Raw genomic sequence first — 17,366 nt, 5'->3', positions numbered from 1 at the left:
GTTCAAACGCGGGCGATGTGGTTTAGGGAGATGCCGTACATCACGTGGGTAAATTGATAGAGGGACATTCCAGGTAATGTTGCGGGGATTATGGAGGCGTTCGGCCCGCGAGTGGATCACGCGCCTCACGGTAATTGCCGCTGATCTCGATATTTTTCAATTCACGGAGCCCGTTATGTTGGTTAAGCCATCATACGGCACGGCACAGACGGGCGAACGGCACGTTTTCGCTGTCCTTGGCATTTAGGGTTCCAGGTCATGGCCTGCCGTTGGTCGGACAGGTGTCCAGTTTTGAGTTCCAAAGGGCGCTGGCAGGCACCGTCGACGCCCGTGGCATGAGGCGTTTATTTACGGCCTCGTTGTGCCAAGCCCCTTGGCTCACATCGCGTCGGAAGATACCCATTTGTTGCGACCGCTCTGTTTGGCGTTCAAGAGTGCGGCGTCTGCTCGTTCCAGCACGCTACTCACTGTCCCTCCCGCCGGTGCGGTTGCAATACCGACGGATACGGTGACCGGGTCAAGCAGGCGACCGCGATAGTTGAATGGCGCGCGTTCGACTGCACGCCGGAGTCTCTCCGCAACCTTGATGGCATCTTCAATACCCGCAGCCGGCATCAACACAGTGAATTCCTCGCCGCCGAAACGGAATAGTTCACCCAGCTCGCCGACGGCTTCGGAAAGGACTTGGGCAACATATTGCATCACCGCGTCACCGGCATCGTGGCCAAAGCGGTCATTGAAGCGCTTGAAATGGTCGATATCAAGCATGAGACAGGCGAGTGAATCGTCTGGCTTCTCAATATGCCTGTTCAGCGCCTCATCAAGAGACCGACGGTTCAGGAGACCGGTCAAGGCATCCTGTCTGGCCATGCCAAGCAGCCGCTGCCGCAGCTGGAGGTTTGCGACGGCAAGACCAATATTCTCGGCGAGGAGTTCCAGATAAAGTCGCTCTGTCTCCAGCGTTTCGTTTCTTGCGGGAATTTCGAGGTACAACAGGCCTACGGTGTCCCCCAAGGCGGTCAGCGGTATACAGAGACCGGTTCCGAAATTTCCATGGAGGTGATGGCAGACGACGTCGTCCCCGTCCGGGTTGTTGGTGTGGGGGCGTCCGCGACGCAGAGCCCAGCAATCATCGATCAAAAACTCGGGCGCGGAAAACGAAGGGTCGGACCATTTTCCGGTCGATTGGAGAAGTGTACTGTTTTCCTTGAGCACAAGCAGCCGGCCCGCGATAGCGGGGAAAATCTGCGGCATGAATTTCGCAACGACGTCGGACAATTCATCCTGATTCTGGCACGCCTGAATTCGATGCATCATTTGGAGGATTAGGTCCTTGATGCGTTGGTTCCTGCGGTGCTCTGCATCAAGCCGTTCCCGTTCCAGCCCGTTGCTGCGGAAGATGCGAATGGCTTGGTTCATTTCTCCAATTTCGTCACGTCGCCCTTCGTCTGGTACCTCTATACTGTAGTCCTGCCGGGCAAGGCGCATGACGATATTGCTCATTCTGATAAGGGGCGCGGCAACACGTCTGCTGAGGACAAAGTACAATACGGCCAAAAACATCAGTGCGGTCAGGGCAAGCATCACCTTGGCGATAGATCCGTAGAAATCACTTCGGCTTTTGGCCTGGTCGACTGTCGCCTGCGTGCGTGCCGCAACGGTCTCTCTCACCTTTGCAACGGTATTCAGCAGACTCGTATGCAGTTGATAGTACTCGTCGCCGAACAGGACCTGTTGCGCATCACTCTGGCGCCCGGAGCGATAAGAAGCGATGGCCCCTCGCTCCATCGCATCCAGCCTGTCAGCGCTCTTTCGTATATCCTGAAACAATCCTTCTTCCTGCGGCGAGGCACCGAGCGCGGAGAGTTTATCCAAGGCTTTCTCGAGGTGGTTTTCCTGATCTTCGTCGACATAGAACTTTGCCAGATGCTGCTCGTCGCCTCGCATAACGTAAAGACGTGCCTCCTCGGCGCGCTCGTCCGCGATGATCACCAGTTCCTCGGCAAGATCGTTTAATTCGAGATGAGACTCGATTGTCGCGCGCTCTTGAGACGCGCTTCTTGCCGACAAAATGAATGTGGTGGCTGATACTGTCGTCAGTATCAGCGTCACGGCATAAGCCAGGTTTGTGATGGTGCCAAGTCGCATGGTGGTGCCAAATCTTGCCGCACGGTATCACGACCGGGTGCGGCGGGTCCAATTTGTGGGTTTGACCAATCATTTCGCCAGGTCTGTCTGATCCCCTATGGCTACCTCTTAGTCCCGCAGTCCAAAATGTCCAACGCGCTGTGTGGATTAAATTACCAAATCTTTAGTTGTGTGCCATTTCGCCAGTACCTAGCTTACCGGTAAGGCCGCATCCGATGTGGACATGCGCCACATGATAATGCGCGTGGTACTGCATTCTGCGTTCGTATTTCGTTGACTGGCCCATGCAGGACATAGCGTGCAGCCAGATCGTCTTCACCTGCTTTTGGGGGAACGCGGGAGTTTGGTAAAACGGCGCTTTACCGTTCGTCTCGGTGAATGAAGCACCCATAGCGCATAGCACAGAAGGAGACGGGTCTGTCATCGGCTCGTGGCTGCTCGATCTGACGGCCGAGGCCCTGAAGCAGGACCCTGATCTAGACCAGTATGGTGGCCGGGTTTCGGACTCCGGCGAGGGGCGCTGGACACTGCAGGCGGCTGTCGAAACGGGCGTACCGGCTCCCGTGCTGGCATCGGCGCTGTTTGAGCGCTTCTCGTCACGCGGTGAGGCCGAATTTGCCGGCAAAGTGCTCTCGGCAATGCGCAATGCCTTTGGTGGCCATTTGGAAAAGGTAAAATAGGCGCGCAGGCCATCGACAAGTAACGATCGGACGGGCCGGCTTCAGGCGGAAGCCGCTACTGGACAAGATAGTGGATATAGTCCACTATTTTGTCTCCGGCGCGATATGCCGGGCAAACGCGAACAAAGTTACAAAAAACAAGGGGAACTTATGTCGCATTCAGCCACGTCGGCCGACGTGGTGCTGTCCGTTCGTCATCTCACGGTGGATTTGCCGCCGGGAATGGAGCGCAGCCACGCGGTCAAGGATATTTCGTTCGACCTTCACGCCGGGGAAATCCTTTGCATCATCGGCGAGTCGGGATCCGGCAAGTCCGTTACCGCAAGTACGATCATGGGACTTTTGTCGCCGGTCATCACAGTCAGTTCCGGCGAAATCCACTTTAGAGGAATGGACATCCTCTCGGCCAGAGAGGAAAAAATCCGGCCTTTACGCGGTCAGGCGGTCTCGATCATATTTCAGGATCCGCTTTCCGCGCTCAACCCGTTGATGACCGTCGGCGACCAGATATCAGAAGTCCTGGAAGCCCATGGGGCCGGAACGCCGCAGAGCCGAAACGCCAAGGTTCTGGAATTGCTGGAGGAGGTGGGCCTTCCCGACCCGTCGTTGATGCGACTGCAATATCCATTCCGCCTCTCCGGCGGACAGCGGCAGCGTGTCATGATCGCCATGGCGCTGGCGCTTGATCCGGATGTCCTGATTGCCGATGAGCCGACGACTGCGCTTGATGTTACCACGCAGGCGCAGATCCTTGACCTTATCCGAAAAATCCAGAAGCGGAAAAACATGAGCGTGATGTTCATCACCCATGATTTCGGTGTGGTTGCGGAAATTGCCGACCGTGTTGTGGTGATGGAAAAGGGATATCTCGTCGAGCAGGGAAGGGCGGATCAGGTTCTGGTCAGCCCGGTTCACCCCTACACGCAGCGGCTGGTTGCTGCTGTGCCGCGCATGCGCAACGCACAGCGCCCGCTTGACGAAGGCGCTCCCGTTGTTCTCGAAGTGGAAAACCTCGAAAAGGAATACCGCAGTTCCGGCTCGTTTTTCCGCAAGGCCCGGACCGTCAAGGCGGTGAACGGCGTCAGCTTCAAGCTGAGAAAAGGGCAGACACTCGGTGTTGTCGGGGAGAGCGGCTCGGGCAAGTCGTCGCTTGGGCGCGTTTTGCTGAAGTTGCTTCACTCGGATGGCGGCGCCATTCGCTTCGACGGTCGCGATATAGCTGCGATGGACGAAAGCGCGTTTCGATCCTTGCGGCCCTATATTCAGATGATCTTTCAGGATCCGTTTGCTTCGCTCAATCCGCGCCACACCATCGGCAGAATTCTGACGGTTGGTCCGCTGGCTCATGGAATGGCCTTGCACGAAGCGAGAACAAAGGCCCTTGGAATTCTAAAGCTCGTTGGTCTGGACGAGCAGGCCTATGACCGTTTTCCGCACGAGTTTTCCGGCGGTCAGCGCCAACGCATCGGTATTGCCCGCGCCCTGATGTTCGACCCGGTTGTTCTGGTGGCCGACGAAGCCGTTTCTGCGCTGGACGTGTCCATACAGGCGCAGGTCCTGCAACTTCTGGCCCATGTTCAAAGAGAAATGAAGGTGGCGATGATCTTCATTACCCATGATCTCAGGGTCGCAAGCCAGATTTGCGATGATGTGCTTGTCATGCACAAGGGAACCGTGGTGGAGCAGGGGCCGCCCACCCAAATCTTCCGATCGCCCACGCACCCCTATACGCAGAAACTCGTTGCGGCCATACCCGGCGCAGACTGGGAGCCGGCGGCTACGGCCTAGGCCATGTAACAATTTAGACGTCCGGGCAGTTTGCCCTAACGTCTATTTGTCTCGAGCGCCAATTCCAAACGCTCTGACCGCCGGACTTCGCCTGGTCCGACGGCGCTTTAACACGTTGATATAAGGCAATGAAATATATAAATAAATTTCATAATTTGTGGAAAAGTAGTTGCATTTGTCCACTAACTGTCATTTCATATAGTCACAAAACTGCAATACGACATGGCCGAAACCTGCACTGTGGCGCGCCCGGAAAGCGTACCCGCAACTGCTGTCCTGTGGCCATTCGATCGGAAAACTCATGCATAAGCCAACTGCGAAACCGCCCGTATCACCGACCGACATCAATCTCGATGTTCTCGAAGACACGTTGAGCTTCTACATCCGCACGATCAATCTTGCCGTGTCGCGCGATCTCGATGACCGGCTGGAGGGACTGGATGTGGCGAAGGGAACAGGAAAAATCACGACCCTGCTGCTCGTTGATGACTATCCTGGCATCCGCCCTTCGGTGATAGCGCATCTCACGATGCGTGACCGTTCGGCCATGGGCAGGATTATTGACCAGATGGTTTCACATGACCTCATCCGCCGGGAAGTGTCGCAGGAAGACAGCCGCGCGCAGGAACTTTATATCACCGAAGCAGGGGCGGCACTCGCCGTGAAAGTTCGCGAGATCGTTCCGCAGCAGTCTCGCGATTTCTTCAGCTTCATTCCAGAGGACGAACAGAAACAGGTGATCGACATCTTGCGTCGGGCCTATCGGCATATCGTGGGGCTTTCATGACAAATCGATCGGAACAACGCGTTGCTCTCATCTCCGGTGCAAGCCGCGGCATAGGCGATCAAATTGGCGCAACCCTCTTGGAGGAAGGCTGGCGGGTTTCACTTGGTATGCGCACCCCCGCGCTGCCTTCCTGGGCCGCAGGTCACGAAGAAAAAGTTCATCTCTTCACTTACGATGCGAATGATGTGGTTGCTGAAAAAAGATGGACGCAAGATGCCCTTAAGCGGTTCGGTCGCATCGATGCCATCGTGGCGAATGCGGGCATCATGATCCCGAAGACCGTGATCGAAGCTGACGACGACGATATCGATGCAATGTTTTCCGTGAACGTCAAGGCGCCGCGGAGGCTTGTGAAGGCCGCATGGGATCCATTGTGCGAAAGCGGTCGTGGCCGAGTGATTATCCTCGCATCTCTCTCGGGCAAGCGCGTCAAGTCGGCATCGTCGGGCAGCTATTCCTTGTCCAAATTTGCCGCCGTGGCCCTCTCGCACGCCGTTCGGCAGGCGGGCTTCGACAAGGGCGTGCGCGCGACCGCCGTCTGCCCCGGATTTGTGGCAACCGACATGGCTGCGGTCCTATCCGAGCGGCCGGCCGCGCAGATGACCCAGCCCGCGGATCTCGCCCGTATCATTGCCATGCTGCTGTCCCTTCCGAACGAGGCCTCCGTTGCCGAGTTCGCCATTAATTGCCAGCTTGAGGAGTTTTTCTGACATGCCCGGTCCTTATGTCGTTCCCGTTCATGGGGATGCGGAATTACCGAAAGAAGTCGACGTCGTTGTCATAGGCGGCGGCATCATCGGTACCTCTACCGCGCTCGAACTTGTCGATCAGGGGCTGCGAGTTGCCCTGTGTGAAAAAGGCGGCATCGGGCACGAGCAATCGAGCCGAAACTGGGGTTGGGTGCGTATTTCCCGCCGCGACCCGCGCGAAGTGCCCCTAATGGCAGAGGCGCTTCGCATCTGGGCCGACCTCAATCGCCGGTCCGGGCGGGAGACGGGTTTTAAACAATCCGGCATCGTCTTCACCTGCGCCAATGAACGGGAATTTGCCGAGCACGAACGCTGGAACCACAATCTTGAGGGCTACCAGATTGAGAGTCGCATGCTGAGTGCGGCGGAATTCAAGTCAAAATATCCTGGATCCAACATGAATATTGCCGGTGCGCTCTACACCGCCGGTGATTGCCGCGCGGAGCCGCAGCGGGCAGCGCCCGCGATTGCGGAAGCGGCACGCGATCGGGGCGCCGCTATCCTCACAGAATGCGCAGTGCGCGGCCTCCAGCTTTCAGGTGGAAGGGTCTCCGGCGTGGTGACGGAGCGTGGCGAAATCGCCTGCAAGGCTGTGGTAATGGCAGGAGGCGCATGGTCCAGCCTCTTCCTGGGTAATAACGGGCTCGACTTACCGCAGCTCAAGGTCATGAACTCTGTGCTGCGGACAAAGCCGCTGGAGGGCGGGCCGGAAGAGGCAATTTGGTCAAATGGTTTTGCTATCCGCAAGCGTCTGGATGGTGGATATACGATCGCAAACGGCTTTCAGAATATCGTCGACATCGTTCCGGCATCTTTCCGCTACGCGTTGAAATTCCTGCCTGCTTTGCGGCACGAGTGGCGTTCGCTCGATCTGCGTCTGACGGGCAAGTTCTACGATGAATGGCGCATACCGCGTCGCTGGAATCTCGATGAGCCGTCGCCCTTCGAATATAACCGCGTGCTCGATCCGGTTCCGTCGAAAGCGATGACGGACGGCGCTCTGGCGAAGCTGAAACAGGCATTTCCGATTTTCGAAAAGGTGGAAATCTCGCAGCGCTGGGCAGGCATGATCGATGTAACGCCGGACGCCATTCCGGTCATCGACGCCGTTGACGCCATTCCGGGTTTCCATGTCGCGACCGGTTTTTCAGGCCACGGGTTTGGAATAGGGCCCGCGGCCGGAAAGTTGATGGCCGACATTGTAACCGGCCGTAACCCGATCGTTGATCGCCATGATTTTCGGTTCAGCCGCTTTAGCGATGGCTCGAAGATCAAACTCGTCAGCGGATTCTAGGGTGACGCCACGGGGCCGAGCGCAAGCCGTCATGTCAAAGCACAATGCAGGCAACTGTCGAAGGGAGCCAAACTGCCCAAAGAGGCGGAAGAAACAATAATCGTCATGTTCAACCATCGGATCAAGGGGAACTAAAAATGTCCGACCAGAACAAGCCGCTTATCAATACCACCCGCCGCCAGGCACTCGGCCTTTTTGCACTTGGTGCATCCGGTGTCGTCCTTTCCGGACTTCCGGTCTTTTCCCGCGCCATGGCGCAGGACAAGTCTGCCAAAGGCCAGCTGACCGTCGGCTTCTCTCAGGAACCCACTGTCTTCAATCCGCATATGCCCCACATTGAAGTGGATGAAGGGATCCACTTCAGCATTTTTGACCCGCTGTTTTACGTGGACGAGAAGGGCGCCTTCGTCGCCGCGCTAGCAGCGGAGGTCCCAACAGTCGAAAACGGCGGTATTTCCGCCGATGGTCTCAATTGGAAAGTCAAGCTTCGTGACGACGTCAAGTGGCACGATGGAAAGCCGTTTACCGCCGAAGATGTCAAGTTCACACTTGAGCTTCTCGTCGATCCGAATTTCCGGTCGTGGCGCAAGACCGGACATGAATTCGTCCGTGACCTAAGCGTCGTGTCCCCGACGGAAATCACCTGGAAGATGGAGAAGCCCTTTGCGCCCTATCCGTCTATCCTTGCTTCCACCTTCATGACCCCGAAACATCTTCTCGGTGCGGAAGCCGACCGCAACACAGCCGCCTATAACAACGCACCTGTCGGTACCGGAGCCTTTAAATGGAAGGAACGCGTCGCCGGCGATTACATCCTTCTTGAAGCCAACACCGACTATTTTGGTGACGGCCCGCATGTCGAGCGTCTGATTTACAAATATGTCCCTGACCTCAATGTTCTGTACACCCAGTTCAAGACAGGCGATATCGACGTTGTTGGTCTGCAGTGGATCACGCCGGACCACTATGACGAGGCCAAGGATCTTTCCGGAAAGGTTGTCAATGTCGTACCCGGTTCAACGATTGAATCGCTCTCCTTCAACATGGAGCGGCCACAATTCAAGGATCCGGCTGTCCGGGAGGCTCTCTACTCCGCAATCGACAAACAGTCGATCATAGAGGCGCTCTATTACGGTTTGCCAACTCCCACGGAGAGCTACGTCCCCCAGCAGTCATTCTATTACAATCCGGATTTGCCCAAACATGAATATTCCATCGAAAAGGCGAAGAAGCTTCTGGATGATGCGGGCTGGGTGGCCGGTGCCGATGGTGTTCGCGCGAAGGACGGGGTGAAGCTTGCCTTCACCTGCTCGACAACAGCGGGCAATCACATCCGCGAACAGGTGCAGCAATACATGCAGCAATCCTTTAAGGATATCGGCGTGGAAATGACCATCTCCAACCTGCCGCCGGCTGTCATGTGGGGCGACTACTGGATGTTGTCGAAATTCGATTCCGTTATTGTTGGTCTCGATTTTCTGACCGGGCCCGACCCCGATACATCTGATTTTTTCCGTTCGACGTCGAGCCCGGCGAAAGGCGGTTCGGGCCAGAATACCTGGCAGTTTGCCAACGGGGAAGTTGATGATCTTCTCGCGAAAGGCGGCAGCCTCTTCGTGCCGGAGGAGCGCAAGGCGGTTTACCTGAAAATTCAAGAGATCATGCGCAAGGAAATGCCGCTTCTGCCGCTGTTCCAATATGCGACGGTCCGCGGCCACAAGCAGGGTATCGAGAACGTCAAGCCGAACGTCAATACGCGCATCGACACATGGAACGTTGCGACCTGGCATCTGGCGTAAAGGCGAGCCACGAAACGGGGCTTTGCTCCGAGATATGTGGAACGCGCCGGCTTTGAAACAGCCGGTGCACTGACGGCTATTCGTGGACGGGCTTGATGCCTGTCCACGATGCGACCTGGAGTCTCACCCATGCTGACCTTTCTTTTGCACCGCATATGGCAGAGCCTTGTGCTCCTGCTGCTTGTTTCGATTATTGGATTTGCGATCCTCAATCTTGCGCCGGGCGGGCCCCTGTCGCAATTTGCTCTCACGCCGGGCATGACGCGGGAAGCTCTCGACCGCATCGCCCACCAGATGGGCCTCGATCGGCCTTTGCCGATCCAGTATCTGGATTGGGCCTGGCGATTACTGCAGGGTGATTGGGGTAAATCCTATCGCGACCAGCGCCCGGTTCTCGACATTATCTCCGGACATCTTTTCGCGACATTGCTTTTGATGATCTCATCGACGGTCGTCTCGATCCTTGTCGGTACGTGGATCGGGATCAAGGGTGCCACCAAGCGTTATACGTTGTTCGATTATACCGCGACAGTCGGCGCGATGATCGCACTGTCCATTCCAACTTTCTGGTTCGGCCTGGTTGCGATCTATGTTTTTGCGCTGCGGCTGAAATGGCTGCCTGCGGGCAACATGTACACCATCGGTGACCAGTCATTCTACGACTATGCGATCCACCTGATCATGCCGAGCCTGGTGCTAGCCCTCGTCAATATCGCCGTCTGGAGCCGCTATATGCGGACCGCGACGCTTGACGTCATCAATCAGGATTTCGTCCGCACCGCGCGGGCCAAGGGGCTGTCGCCACGTCGGGTATTGATGAAACATGTCGTTGGTAACGCCCTCCTGCCGATGATCACGCTTGCCGGCCTTCAGCTCCCGACGATCCTCGGAGGTGCGCTTGTTACGGAAACCGTCTTTACCTGGCCGGGCATGGGGCGTCTCTTCCTCGATAGCCTTGGTTATCATGACTATCCGGTGGTCATGGGCCTTTTGATGTTTTCCGCAATCCTCGTGCTGCTCGGCAGCCTGCTCGCTGACCTGATGGTCGCTCTCGTCGATCCCCGTATCCGGCTCGGATAGGACTTAACCGGCGAGCACCGCAATCAACGGAAGGAAAGACCATGTCCGCTGCCACACTCCAACCCACCCGCGCCGTGCCACGCTTCCGCTGGTGGCAGAACCGTACGCTTCTCCGCTTTGCCCGCCACAAGCTGGCAGTTCTTGGCGTCATCATGATCACGATCATGATCTTTGCCTGCGTTGTCGGCCCATATCTCTTGCCTTACGACGAGTTGTTCATTGATCTGCGCGCGCGCTTTGCGCCGCCTATGACCGGCTACCACATATTCGGTACGGACCCCCTCGGGCGCGACATCGCGGCGCGACTGTTCAATGCCGGCCGCATCTCGTTGCTTGTCGGGTTTTTCGCCATGGTGCTGTCGACGGTGATCGGGACAGTCATCGGTGTCGTTGCCGGTTATTACGGCGGTCGCGTCGGCGCAATCCTGATGCGCTTCGTTGATGCGTTTCTTTCTTTCCCGAGCATTTTCCTGCTTCTGGCACTGGCCGCTTTCGTCAAGCCGAGCCCGTTCATGATCACGGTCATCATTGCCGTCACGAGTTGGATGGAGATTGCACGTCTGGTCGAGGCAGAGGTCCGTTCCTTGCGCGAGCGAGACTTCGTGATGGCAGCCCGCATGCTTGGTCTGCCCAATGGCTGGATCATGTTTCGGGAATTACTGCCAAATGCTGCCGGGCCCATCATCGTCGCGGCGACGTTGACGGTGGCGCGCGCCATTCTTCTTGAGGCCTACATCAGTTTTCTGGGTTACGGCATTCAGCCGCCGCTGCCAAGCTGGGGCAACATGTTGAACGGTGCCCAGCAATATCTCGACAAGGCGCCCTGGCTCGCCATCGTCCCCGGTGTCGCCATCACACTCGCCGTCACGAGTTTCAACTTCATAGGCGACGGACTTCGCGACGCGCTCGATGCCCGCAGCGATCTGAATTGAGAGTGCGGGTTGATGGCTTCTTTCTCGCCCTTTGACGTCACGCTCTGGTATGCGACGGCCGCTTCCGCGCCGCTGACGAAACCTCTCTCCGGTCGCATCAAAGCCGATATTTGCATCGTCGGTGCCGGGTACTCTGGTCTCACTACCGCGCTCGAACTGGCCAGGGCCGGCGTTGACGTCGTTCTTCTGGAGCGGCAGGAAATCGGTTTTGGAGGTTCCGGCCGCAATGCCGGGCATTGCACTCCGACCTTTACGCATTACAGCCTGCCTGAACTGCGCAAGATGCTTGGCGAACCTTGGGCGGAACGGCTCATCGAACGGCAGACGCGGGCGAATGATCGCGTTTCACAGATGATCCGCGATTACCAGATCGACTGCGAATGGGTGCAGAGGGGTTATGTGATGGGCGCGCCGCATGAAGGTGCGATGGAGGAGCTGAAACGCAAGGTCGAGACCTACAATCAGGTCGGCGCCAGAACCCGGCTTCTCGACCGGGATGAAGTGGCCGCGGTGACCGGGAGCCCGCGTTTCCATGGGGGGTGGCTGCACGAGGAGGCGGGCCATCTCAATCCGCTGGGTTATGCCAGAGGACTTGGCAGGGCAGTCCTCCAGGAAGGCGGGAGGATATTCACCGGCTCGGGCGTAGCAGGGTGCGAGCGCGAGGCAGGTGGCGGCTGGAAAGTAACGACGGAGTACGGCGAGGTCGTTGCATCGAAAGTAATTTTCACCACCGGTGCCTACACTGTGGGCGGGTGGCCGAAGCTCGACCGCACCTTCAAGATTCAGCGCGTCTTCGTTGCCGCATCGCAAATCCTGTCCGCAGACACCCGCCTTTCCGTCCTGCCACAGAACACGACGATCCACGACGGCCGTGGTGACATCTATGTGTATAAATATAATGCCGAAGGCCGGATTGTGGCTTCGATGTTTCCCATGGGGCGCCGTGGGCGGGACATGATCTATACAAAACAGGTCATGAGCGAGCGGCTGAAATGGCTGCATCCCCAGATCACAGAGGATATTCGCTGGGACTATGTCTGGTTTGGCGAACTGGACATGCAATATCGCACCGTTCCACGCTTTTATGATCTCGCACCGGGCGTCGTGGCTTTGACAGGTCTCTCCGGTCGCGGCGTGCCAACAGGCTCGATGCTCGGTTCCATCCTTTCGGAATGGGCGCTCGGCAAGCCGGAAAACGGATTGGCCCTGAAACTGGAGCCGCTGAAATCCGCACCGTTCTACATGAATTTCGCGCCAGCCCTGACCCTAAGATATTACCGCCTGCGCGATAATATCGCGACAAGGCTCGCGGGCAGGGAGCTTCCGCCCCATGCGTGACGCGCCAAGCTTTAATCCGACGAACCCTAAATCAAACCTAGCGAGGAGAATGTTCATGACAATGCCGATTTTCAATATTTCCGACGATGTGGACCTTGTTCCAGCCATGCCGGCCGAAGGACGAGGCAGCGGCTCCTACCGCCGCCAGATATGGCAGGACGACATCGAGAATGGTACGATCGTCGCCGTCTGGAGGGCGGAGCCCGGCATCTACAACTACCCTGGCCGCGAACTTGAAGAAACCTTTGTGGTGGTGGAGGGCGAGGCGATCTATTCGCAGGCGGACGCCGATCCTGTGAAGATTGGTCCGGGCTCGATCGTCAGCATCGCCAAGGGGGTTCCAAGCCGTCTCGAAATCCTGTCGCCGTTTCGCAAGCTGGCAACGGTTATTCCGAAGCCTTAACAATCTGCCGTCTCTTCCAGCAACCTTGCACGCTGCGGTGCCGATGCGTTCTGGTTCGGCAGGGGTGCACGGCGCCGATATCGTGCATCGGTTGCGGGCCGATGACACTCTGGTATTCACCAGCGATCTTTTTGTATCCAAGGCCGCTTTGCTGGCGGCCACAACGGTGGTTTCGGCAAATGAACTGTTGGTCGCGTCGCCGGATGGCGGTTCGATCCAGTTCCTCGACACCACACTGAGCGATTTGCAAAAAAGCGGTTTCGCGGTCGCAGACGGCTTGTTCGTCTAAGCTGTCGCCGATAGCCTTATTATTCCTATTTGCCGTGCCGACAAGGCCAGCGACGCGAGGTTTTCAATATCGACGCGACGCTTTCCCCACCTGCGAAACCTCCTAAGCCCGCGCCTCCAGCACCATGTTGAAAGGCCCCGTAAAGGCCCGCCTGACGTGGGTAAAGCCACCCGAGCGGATGACCTCGGAAAGCTTCGCTTCCCCAGCCTGAGCCCCCAATCCTTCACCCACCTCCTGGTCAAGTGAAGTCGGCACGCAGATCATGGTTGAGGCATTGTAGTAAAGGCGGCCGATAGGGTTCATATTGTCCGCTGGGCGATCGCCCGCGATGGGCTCGACGATCATCCAGGTGCCGTCCTTTTTGAGAATGCGCGACATGTGCCCCGCGCACCCACGCGGATCACCCATATCGTGCAGACAGTCGAAACTGGTGATGAGATCGAAATCCGTATCCTTGATGTCTTTGGCCGTCGCCGCGACGAACTTCACCCGGTCGTCCACTCCATGGCTTCGGGCATGTTTGTTCGCCTCTTCTATGGATGGCTCGTGGAAGTCGTAGCCGATGAAGCTGGCGTTGCGATATGCCTCGGCCATAAGAATTGTCGAGAAGCCAACGCCACAGCCGACATCGGCCACCTTGGCCCCTTTCACCAGTTTGTCCTCCACGCCCTGAAGGGCAGGCAGCCACGATTGCACGATATTGTTCACATATCCCGGCCGAAAGAACGCGCCCGTTGCGCAGAACAGGCAACCCGCAGTGTCTCCCCACCGCACCCCGCCGCCGGTCCGGAAACTGTGCTCAACCTTTGGCTCTCCCTCGATCATCGCGGCCACCAGATCGAAAGCGCCTTCCAGATAGACGGGGCTGTCCTTGTTGACGAAAACCATCGCCTGCTCGAGTGAGAGACTGAACATCTCGGAACCGCTGTCGTAGTCGATGTACCCGTTCGCAGCCTGTGCCAGCGCCCACTCCCTGACATATCGCTCAGAAAGGCCGCCAGAGGCCGCCGCCAGGCCTGCGGACGTTACCGGTCCGACGCGATGCAGCGCATCGAAGAGGCCCAATCTCAAACCGATCCTGACAGTTGGAACGCTGAAGGCTCCTCCGAGGTCGCCCAGCATTTTGCCAATGAAAGAATGTAGTTTTGTTTCGTCGAGCTGTGTCATCGCATTCCCCCCAATAAGCTTCGTTGGCGGGCAAAGGCTGACCGCAAATTGATTGCGTCAGTGAATGCTCGTAGACCATGTAACATAGCCGAATGCCCCGAAATTGTCACGCGAACGACTATCGCCCTTTTCGGTAGTCCGCTCCTGTCCAGGGTCACCCACACGGGCGATGGTCGACGGTTTGGGGACGTCGTAAACTGGCTCGAAGTAATAAGGTTCGCTGGGAGATGGCACTGGGAGTCGACCCCCAGTCACGCCTTCGCAGAAATTGCGCTGAGCTCTTCAAGATCGAGATCATGCTCAAGCTCTCGTAGTGTTTCGTCATCGATCTTCCCTTCGCGTCGCAGACGAATGAGTTCTCTTCTGCCGGCAGCGACAGCTTGGAGAACGACATCGAAGTGGGCATGAAGAAGTGGCGAATATTTCTCGGTGCTTTCGGCATATTTGACGCTTGCCGTCAGTCGATGTTCGTATCTCTTCAGGAGTTGGGGATGGATAAGCTCTCCGTTTTCATCATGGGCAAGCGCTTGAACAGTTGCGAACTGGACCTGCGCCATGGAGGCTTCGGCCTCGCTCATTGTCATCGGTGCACGCTCCGGTTCGATATTGCCGAGCCCCGCCCACGCGATAATCCATCCAAGCGTCGTTCCCTGTATGAGAACGGTTCCCACGATGACCGCGAATGCCATGACCAGAATGAAGTCGCGTCCCGGAAAATCCTCCGGCAGGCTGAGAGCAAGCGCCAGCGTGACGACGCCGCGCATGCCTGCCCAACCCAGCGCTGTTACCCCTCCTGCTCCGAGGGGTGTGGAGCGAGCGAGTTTCAAGCCATGAAATAACCCGATGACGAAATCCGATACGAATATCCACACGAACCGCGCGATGACGAGCGTAACGAGGACCGTCACCGCGGGGAGGGCCATGGAACCAACCAGTGAGCCAAAGCCGCCGCCACGTTCAACGACGTCACGTAGCGACAGTCCTATCAGGATGAAAACCATTGCCTCCATCAGGAAAACAAGGACGTTCCAGAATGACGTGCCGCGCATGCGTGTCGCTGCAGACAGCACCGTGTGCTGATGCCATGATGCAATCAACCCCGCGGTCACCGTGGCGATCACACCGGATGTGTGCATCCGTTCCGCCAAAAGATAGGCGGCCCACGACAGAATAGCCGTCGCGGCGATCATCAGATATTCGTCACCCAGATGCCGGACAAGCTTTACCCATGCGAAGCCGACCACCGCGCCGATTGCGGCGCCACCTGCGGCCAGAAAGATGAATTCACCAAGTGCGTCTGTTGTGCTGAACGTACCGCCAGCCGCAGCCGCTACGGCAAAACGAAAGAGTACGAGTCCACTGGCGTCATTCAGGAGGCTTTCTCCTTCCAGAAGGATATGGAGGCGTCTCGGAATCTTCACCCGTTCGAGCACGGCCCGTGCCGAAACTGCGTCGGGAGGTGAAACGATGGCACCAAGGGCTGCGCAGGCAGCCCACGGCAGGGACGGCATCAGGAAGTGGACAACAACCGCAACGACGATTGTTGTGAACAGCACTGCGCCGATCGCGAGAGATGCAATTCCGAAGACGTGTCGTTTCAGGCGATCCACGGCGATCGACCAGGCTCCGTCGAGCAGCAGTGGCGGTAAAAATATCACCAGAACCAGTTCCGGATTGACGGAGATGGTGGGCAAACCGGGGACGAATGCCAACGTTCCCCCGCCCACCAAAAGCGCTACGGACGGCGGCAGGCCCATGCGGTGTGCGATGTAGTGCAGCACGATAATGGCGAGAAACATCGCGATCACGAGTTCGAAAAGATGCGTGCCGTCCATATGCGTCCCCAATCCGCGTCGGACAGGTATCAAATGACGAGTTCCGTGAAAATGCAACGGCCTTAATTTCTGTTGGTTCGACGGAGTTTCAGGCAACTGAGCGAAGGTTGGGGGACGCCCAGTGGCGGGAACGGCTACAACGCGAAAGAAAGCCCTGAGATACACAGGGCCTTGTCCTATACAGCTCTGGAGCATTACCACCCTCCAGAGAAAATCCCTTGGAATCCATTGCAAACGCCAGGTTCGATAGGGCTTCGCAATCTCAGGGCTTCAAACGAGTACTAGCTCTTTGGGCGGCGCGGAACCGTTCTGGTTTTTAAGGAGCCCCGCGATCGCAGCCTTGAGACCTACACCACTGACGCGGGTGCTCATCATATCTCGCGTAAGGGCGGTAATAATCTCTGCAGCTTCATGGATCGGCAAGCCGCCATCCCTTATATTGGAGACACAGTTGCGGCTGGAATCCGGGTTTCCAGACCTCGGGCCATAAGTGATATAGGCACCGAGACTGTCGGCAGCTGAAAGTCCCGGACGTTCGCCCACAAGCACGATCGTTAATTTTGCACCTAACGCCTCACCGACGGGATCGCCAACCGCGACGCGCGCTTGGTTAGCGAGGACAATTGACGCGGCCGAAAGGTTGAGAGATGCCAGCCTCGGCACAAGCGCCTCGATCAAAGGCACCGCATTAAGGTCAACTGCGCTGGACGAGAGGCCGTCCGCAACGATGATTGCGACATCATAACCCTCGATCGTCCTTTTATGTTTCAGCAGTGCCGCAGATTCTTCCGAAAGCTGCCGTCCGAGATCAGGCCGCCGCACATAGATGTTGCGGTCACGTGCCATGCTCTCAACATTGACAACAGAAAGGCCAAGGCGAGCGAGCCTATCCGCCAGCGAGGACCGGTCGATGCTTGTCCAGACTGCTTCACGCGCCCGCGCGTGGTCGAGAAGAAAGGCGAGCTGCGCGCGCGTCGGAAGGCCCGCGCCATGGCGGCCGAGCGAAACACGCGCATCGGTCATGTCCTTGAGGCCCAGAGTTTTATCGCTGGCTGCTGGTTTGAGCATTTTTACCAT

At 57.4% G+C, this 17,366-nt stretch carries 14 protein-coding genes and 1 pseudogene; 11 read left to right on the top strand and 4 right to left on the bottom strand.

Annotated elements, in window-relative coordinates; translation table 11 throughout:
• Positions 1-378: 378 nt before the first annotated feature.
• The gene (locus AC5I5B_RS00230; protein ID WP_112958735.1) at positions 379-2,148 is read right to left on the bottom strand and encodes a diguanylate cyclase; all 1,770 of its coding nucleotides are present in this window, start codon (positions 2,146-2,148) and stop codon (positions 379-381) included.
• A gap of 413 nt (positions 2,149-2,561) precedes the next feature.
• Here AC5I5B_RS00230 and AC5I5B_RS00225 point away from each other — a divergent pair.
• From AC5I5B_RS00225 to AC5I5B_RS00175, 11 genes and pseudogenes are all read left to right on the top strand, one after another.
• Positions 2,562-2,828: pseudogene (locus AC5I5B_RS00225) on the top strand (phosphogluconate dehydrogenase (NAD(+)-dependent, decarboxylating)); the annotation flags it as partial.
• Positions 2,829-2,978: 150 nt separating this feature from the next.
• The gene (locus AC5I5B_RS00220; protein ID WP_099086986.1) at positions 2,979-4,616 is read left to right on the top strand and encodes an ABC transporter ATP-binding protein; all 1,638 of its coding nucleotides are present in this window, start codon (positions 2,979-2,981) and stop codon (positions 4,614-4,616) included.
• Between the two features lie 301 nt (positions 4,617-4,917).
• Positions 4,918-5,403 carry a MarR family winged helix-turn-helix transcriptional regulator gene (locus AC5I5B_RS00215; RefSeq protein ID WP_003509618.1) on the top strand — a complete coding sequence of 162 codons (486 nt, stop codon included), beginning with the start codon at positions 4,918-4,920 and terminating at the stop codon, positions 5,401-5,403.
• A complete protein-coding gene (locus tag AC5I5B_RS00210; protein WP_003509620.1) occupies positions 5,400-6,113 on the top strand; it encodes an SDR family NAD(P)-dependent oxidoreductase in 714 nt (237 codons plus the stop codon). Before AC5I5B_RS00215 ends, AC5I5B_RS00210 begins: the two co-directional genes overlap by 4 nt.
• A 1-nt stretch (position 6,114) precedes the next feature.
• Complete coding sequence (locus AC5I5B_RS00205; RefSeq protein ID WP_003509622.1) at positions 6,115-7,446, top strand: NAD(P)/FAD-dependent oxidoreductase; 1,332 nt, start codon at positions 6,115-6,117, stop codon at positions 7,444-7,446.
• Between the two features lie 137 nt (positions 7,447-7,583).
• Positions 7,584-9,245 carry a peptide ABC transporter substrate-binding protein gene (locus tag AC5I5B_RS00200; protein WP_112958734.1) on the top strand — a complete coding sequence of 554 codons (1,662 nt, stop codon included), beginning with the start codon at positions 7,584-7,586 and terminating at the stop codon, positions 9,243-9,245.
• A 129-nt stretch (positions 9,246-9,374) separates the two neighbouring features.
• The gene (locus AC5I5B_RS00195; RefSeq protein ID WP_060723831.1) at positions 9,375-10,325 is read left to right on the top strand and encodes an ABC transporter permease; all 951 of its coding nucleotides are present in this window, start codon (positions 9,375-9,377) and stop codon (positions 10,323-10,325) included.
• Between the two features lie 41 nt (positions 10,326-10,366).
• Positions 10,367-11,257 (top strand): ABC transporter permease, encoded by an 891-nt coding sequence (locus AC5I5B_RS00190; protein WP_003509628.1) that lies wholly within the window; start codon positions 10,367-10,369, stop codon positions 11,255-11,257.
• A 12-nt stretch (positions 11,258-11,269) separates the two neighbouring features.
• Positions 11,270-12,595 carry an NAD(P)/FAD-dependent oxidoreductase gene (locus AC5I5B_RS00185; RefSeq protein WP_003509630.1) on the top strand — a complete coding sequence of 442 codons (1,326 nt, stop codon included), beginning with the start codon at positions 11,270-11,272 and terminating at the stop codon, positions 12,593-12,595.
• 55 nt (positions 12,596-12,650) lie between these two features.
• Positions 12,651-12,998 carry a cupin domain-containing protein gene (locus AC5I5B_RS00180; RefSeq protein ID WP_003509631.1) on the top strand — a complete coding sequence of 116 codons (348 nt, stop codon included), beginning with the start codon at positions 12,651-12,653 and terminating at the stop codon, positions 12,996-12,998.
• 43 nt (positions 12,999-13,041) lie between these two features.
• Positions 13,042-13,287, top strand: a complete 246-nt coding sequence (locus AC5I5B_RS00175; protein ID WP_003509633.1) for a hypothetical protein — start codon at positions 13,042-13,044, stop codon at positions 13,285-13,287.
• Between the two features lie 102 nt (positions 13,288-13,389).
• Here the strand turns inward: AC5I5B_RS00175 and AC5I5B_RS00170 are convergent, their stop codons facing one another.
• From AC5I5B_RS00170 to eutC, 3 genes are all read right to left on the bottom strand, one after another.
• The gene (locus AC5I5B_RS00170) at positions 13,390-14,454 is read right to left on the bottom strand and encodes a class I SAM-dependent methyltransferase (protein ID WP_112958733.1); all 1,065 of its coding nucleotides are present in this window, start codon (positions 14,452-14,454) and stop codon (positions 13,390-13,392) included.
• Between the two features lie 251 nt (positions 14,455-14,705).
• Positions 14,706-16,289: a Na+/H+ antiporter gene (locus AC5I5B_RS00165; RefSeq protein ID WP_060723833.1), complete on the bottom strand. Its 1,584-nt coding sequence runs from the start codon at positions 16,287-16,289 to the stop codon at positions 14,706-14,708.
• A gap of 270 nt (positions 16,290-16,559) precedes the next feature.
• Positions 16,560-17,366 carry an ethanolamine ammonia-lyase subunit EutC gene (gene eutC / locus AC5I5B_RS00160; RefSeq protein WP_080868580.1) on the bottom strand — a complete coding sequence of 269 codons (807 nt, stop codon included), beginning with the start codon at positions 17,364-17,366 and terminating at the stop codon, positions 16,560-16,562.

This window comes from Agrobacterium sp. (genome assembly GCF_059499945.1).
This window is presented reverse-complemented; position numbering and strand designations above follow the sequence as displayed.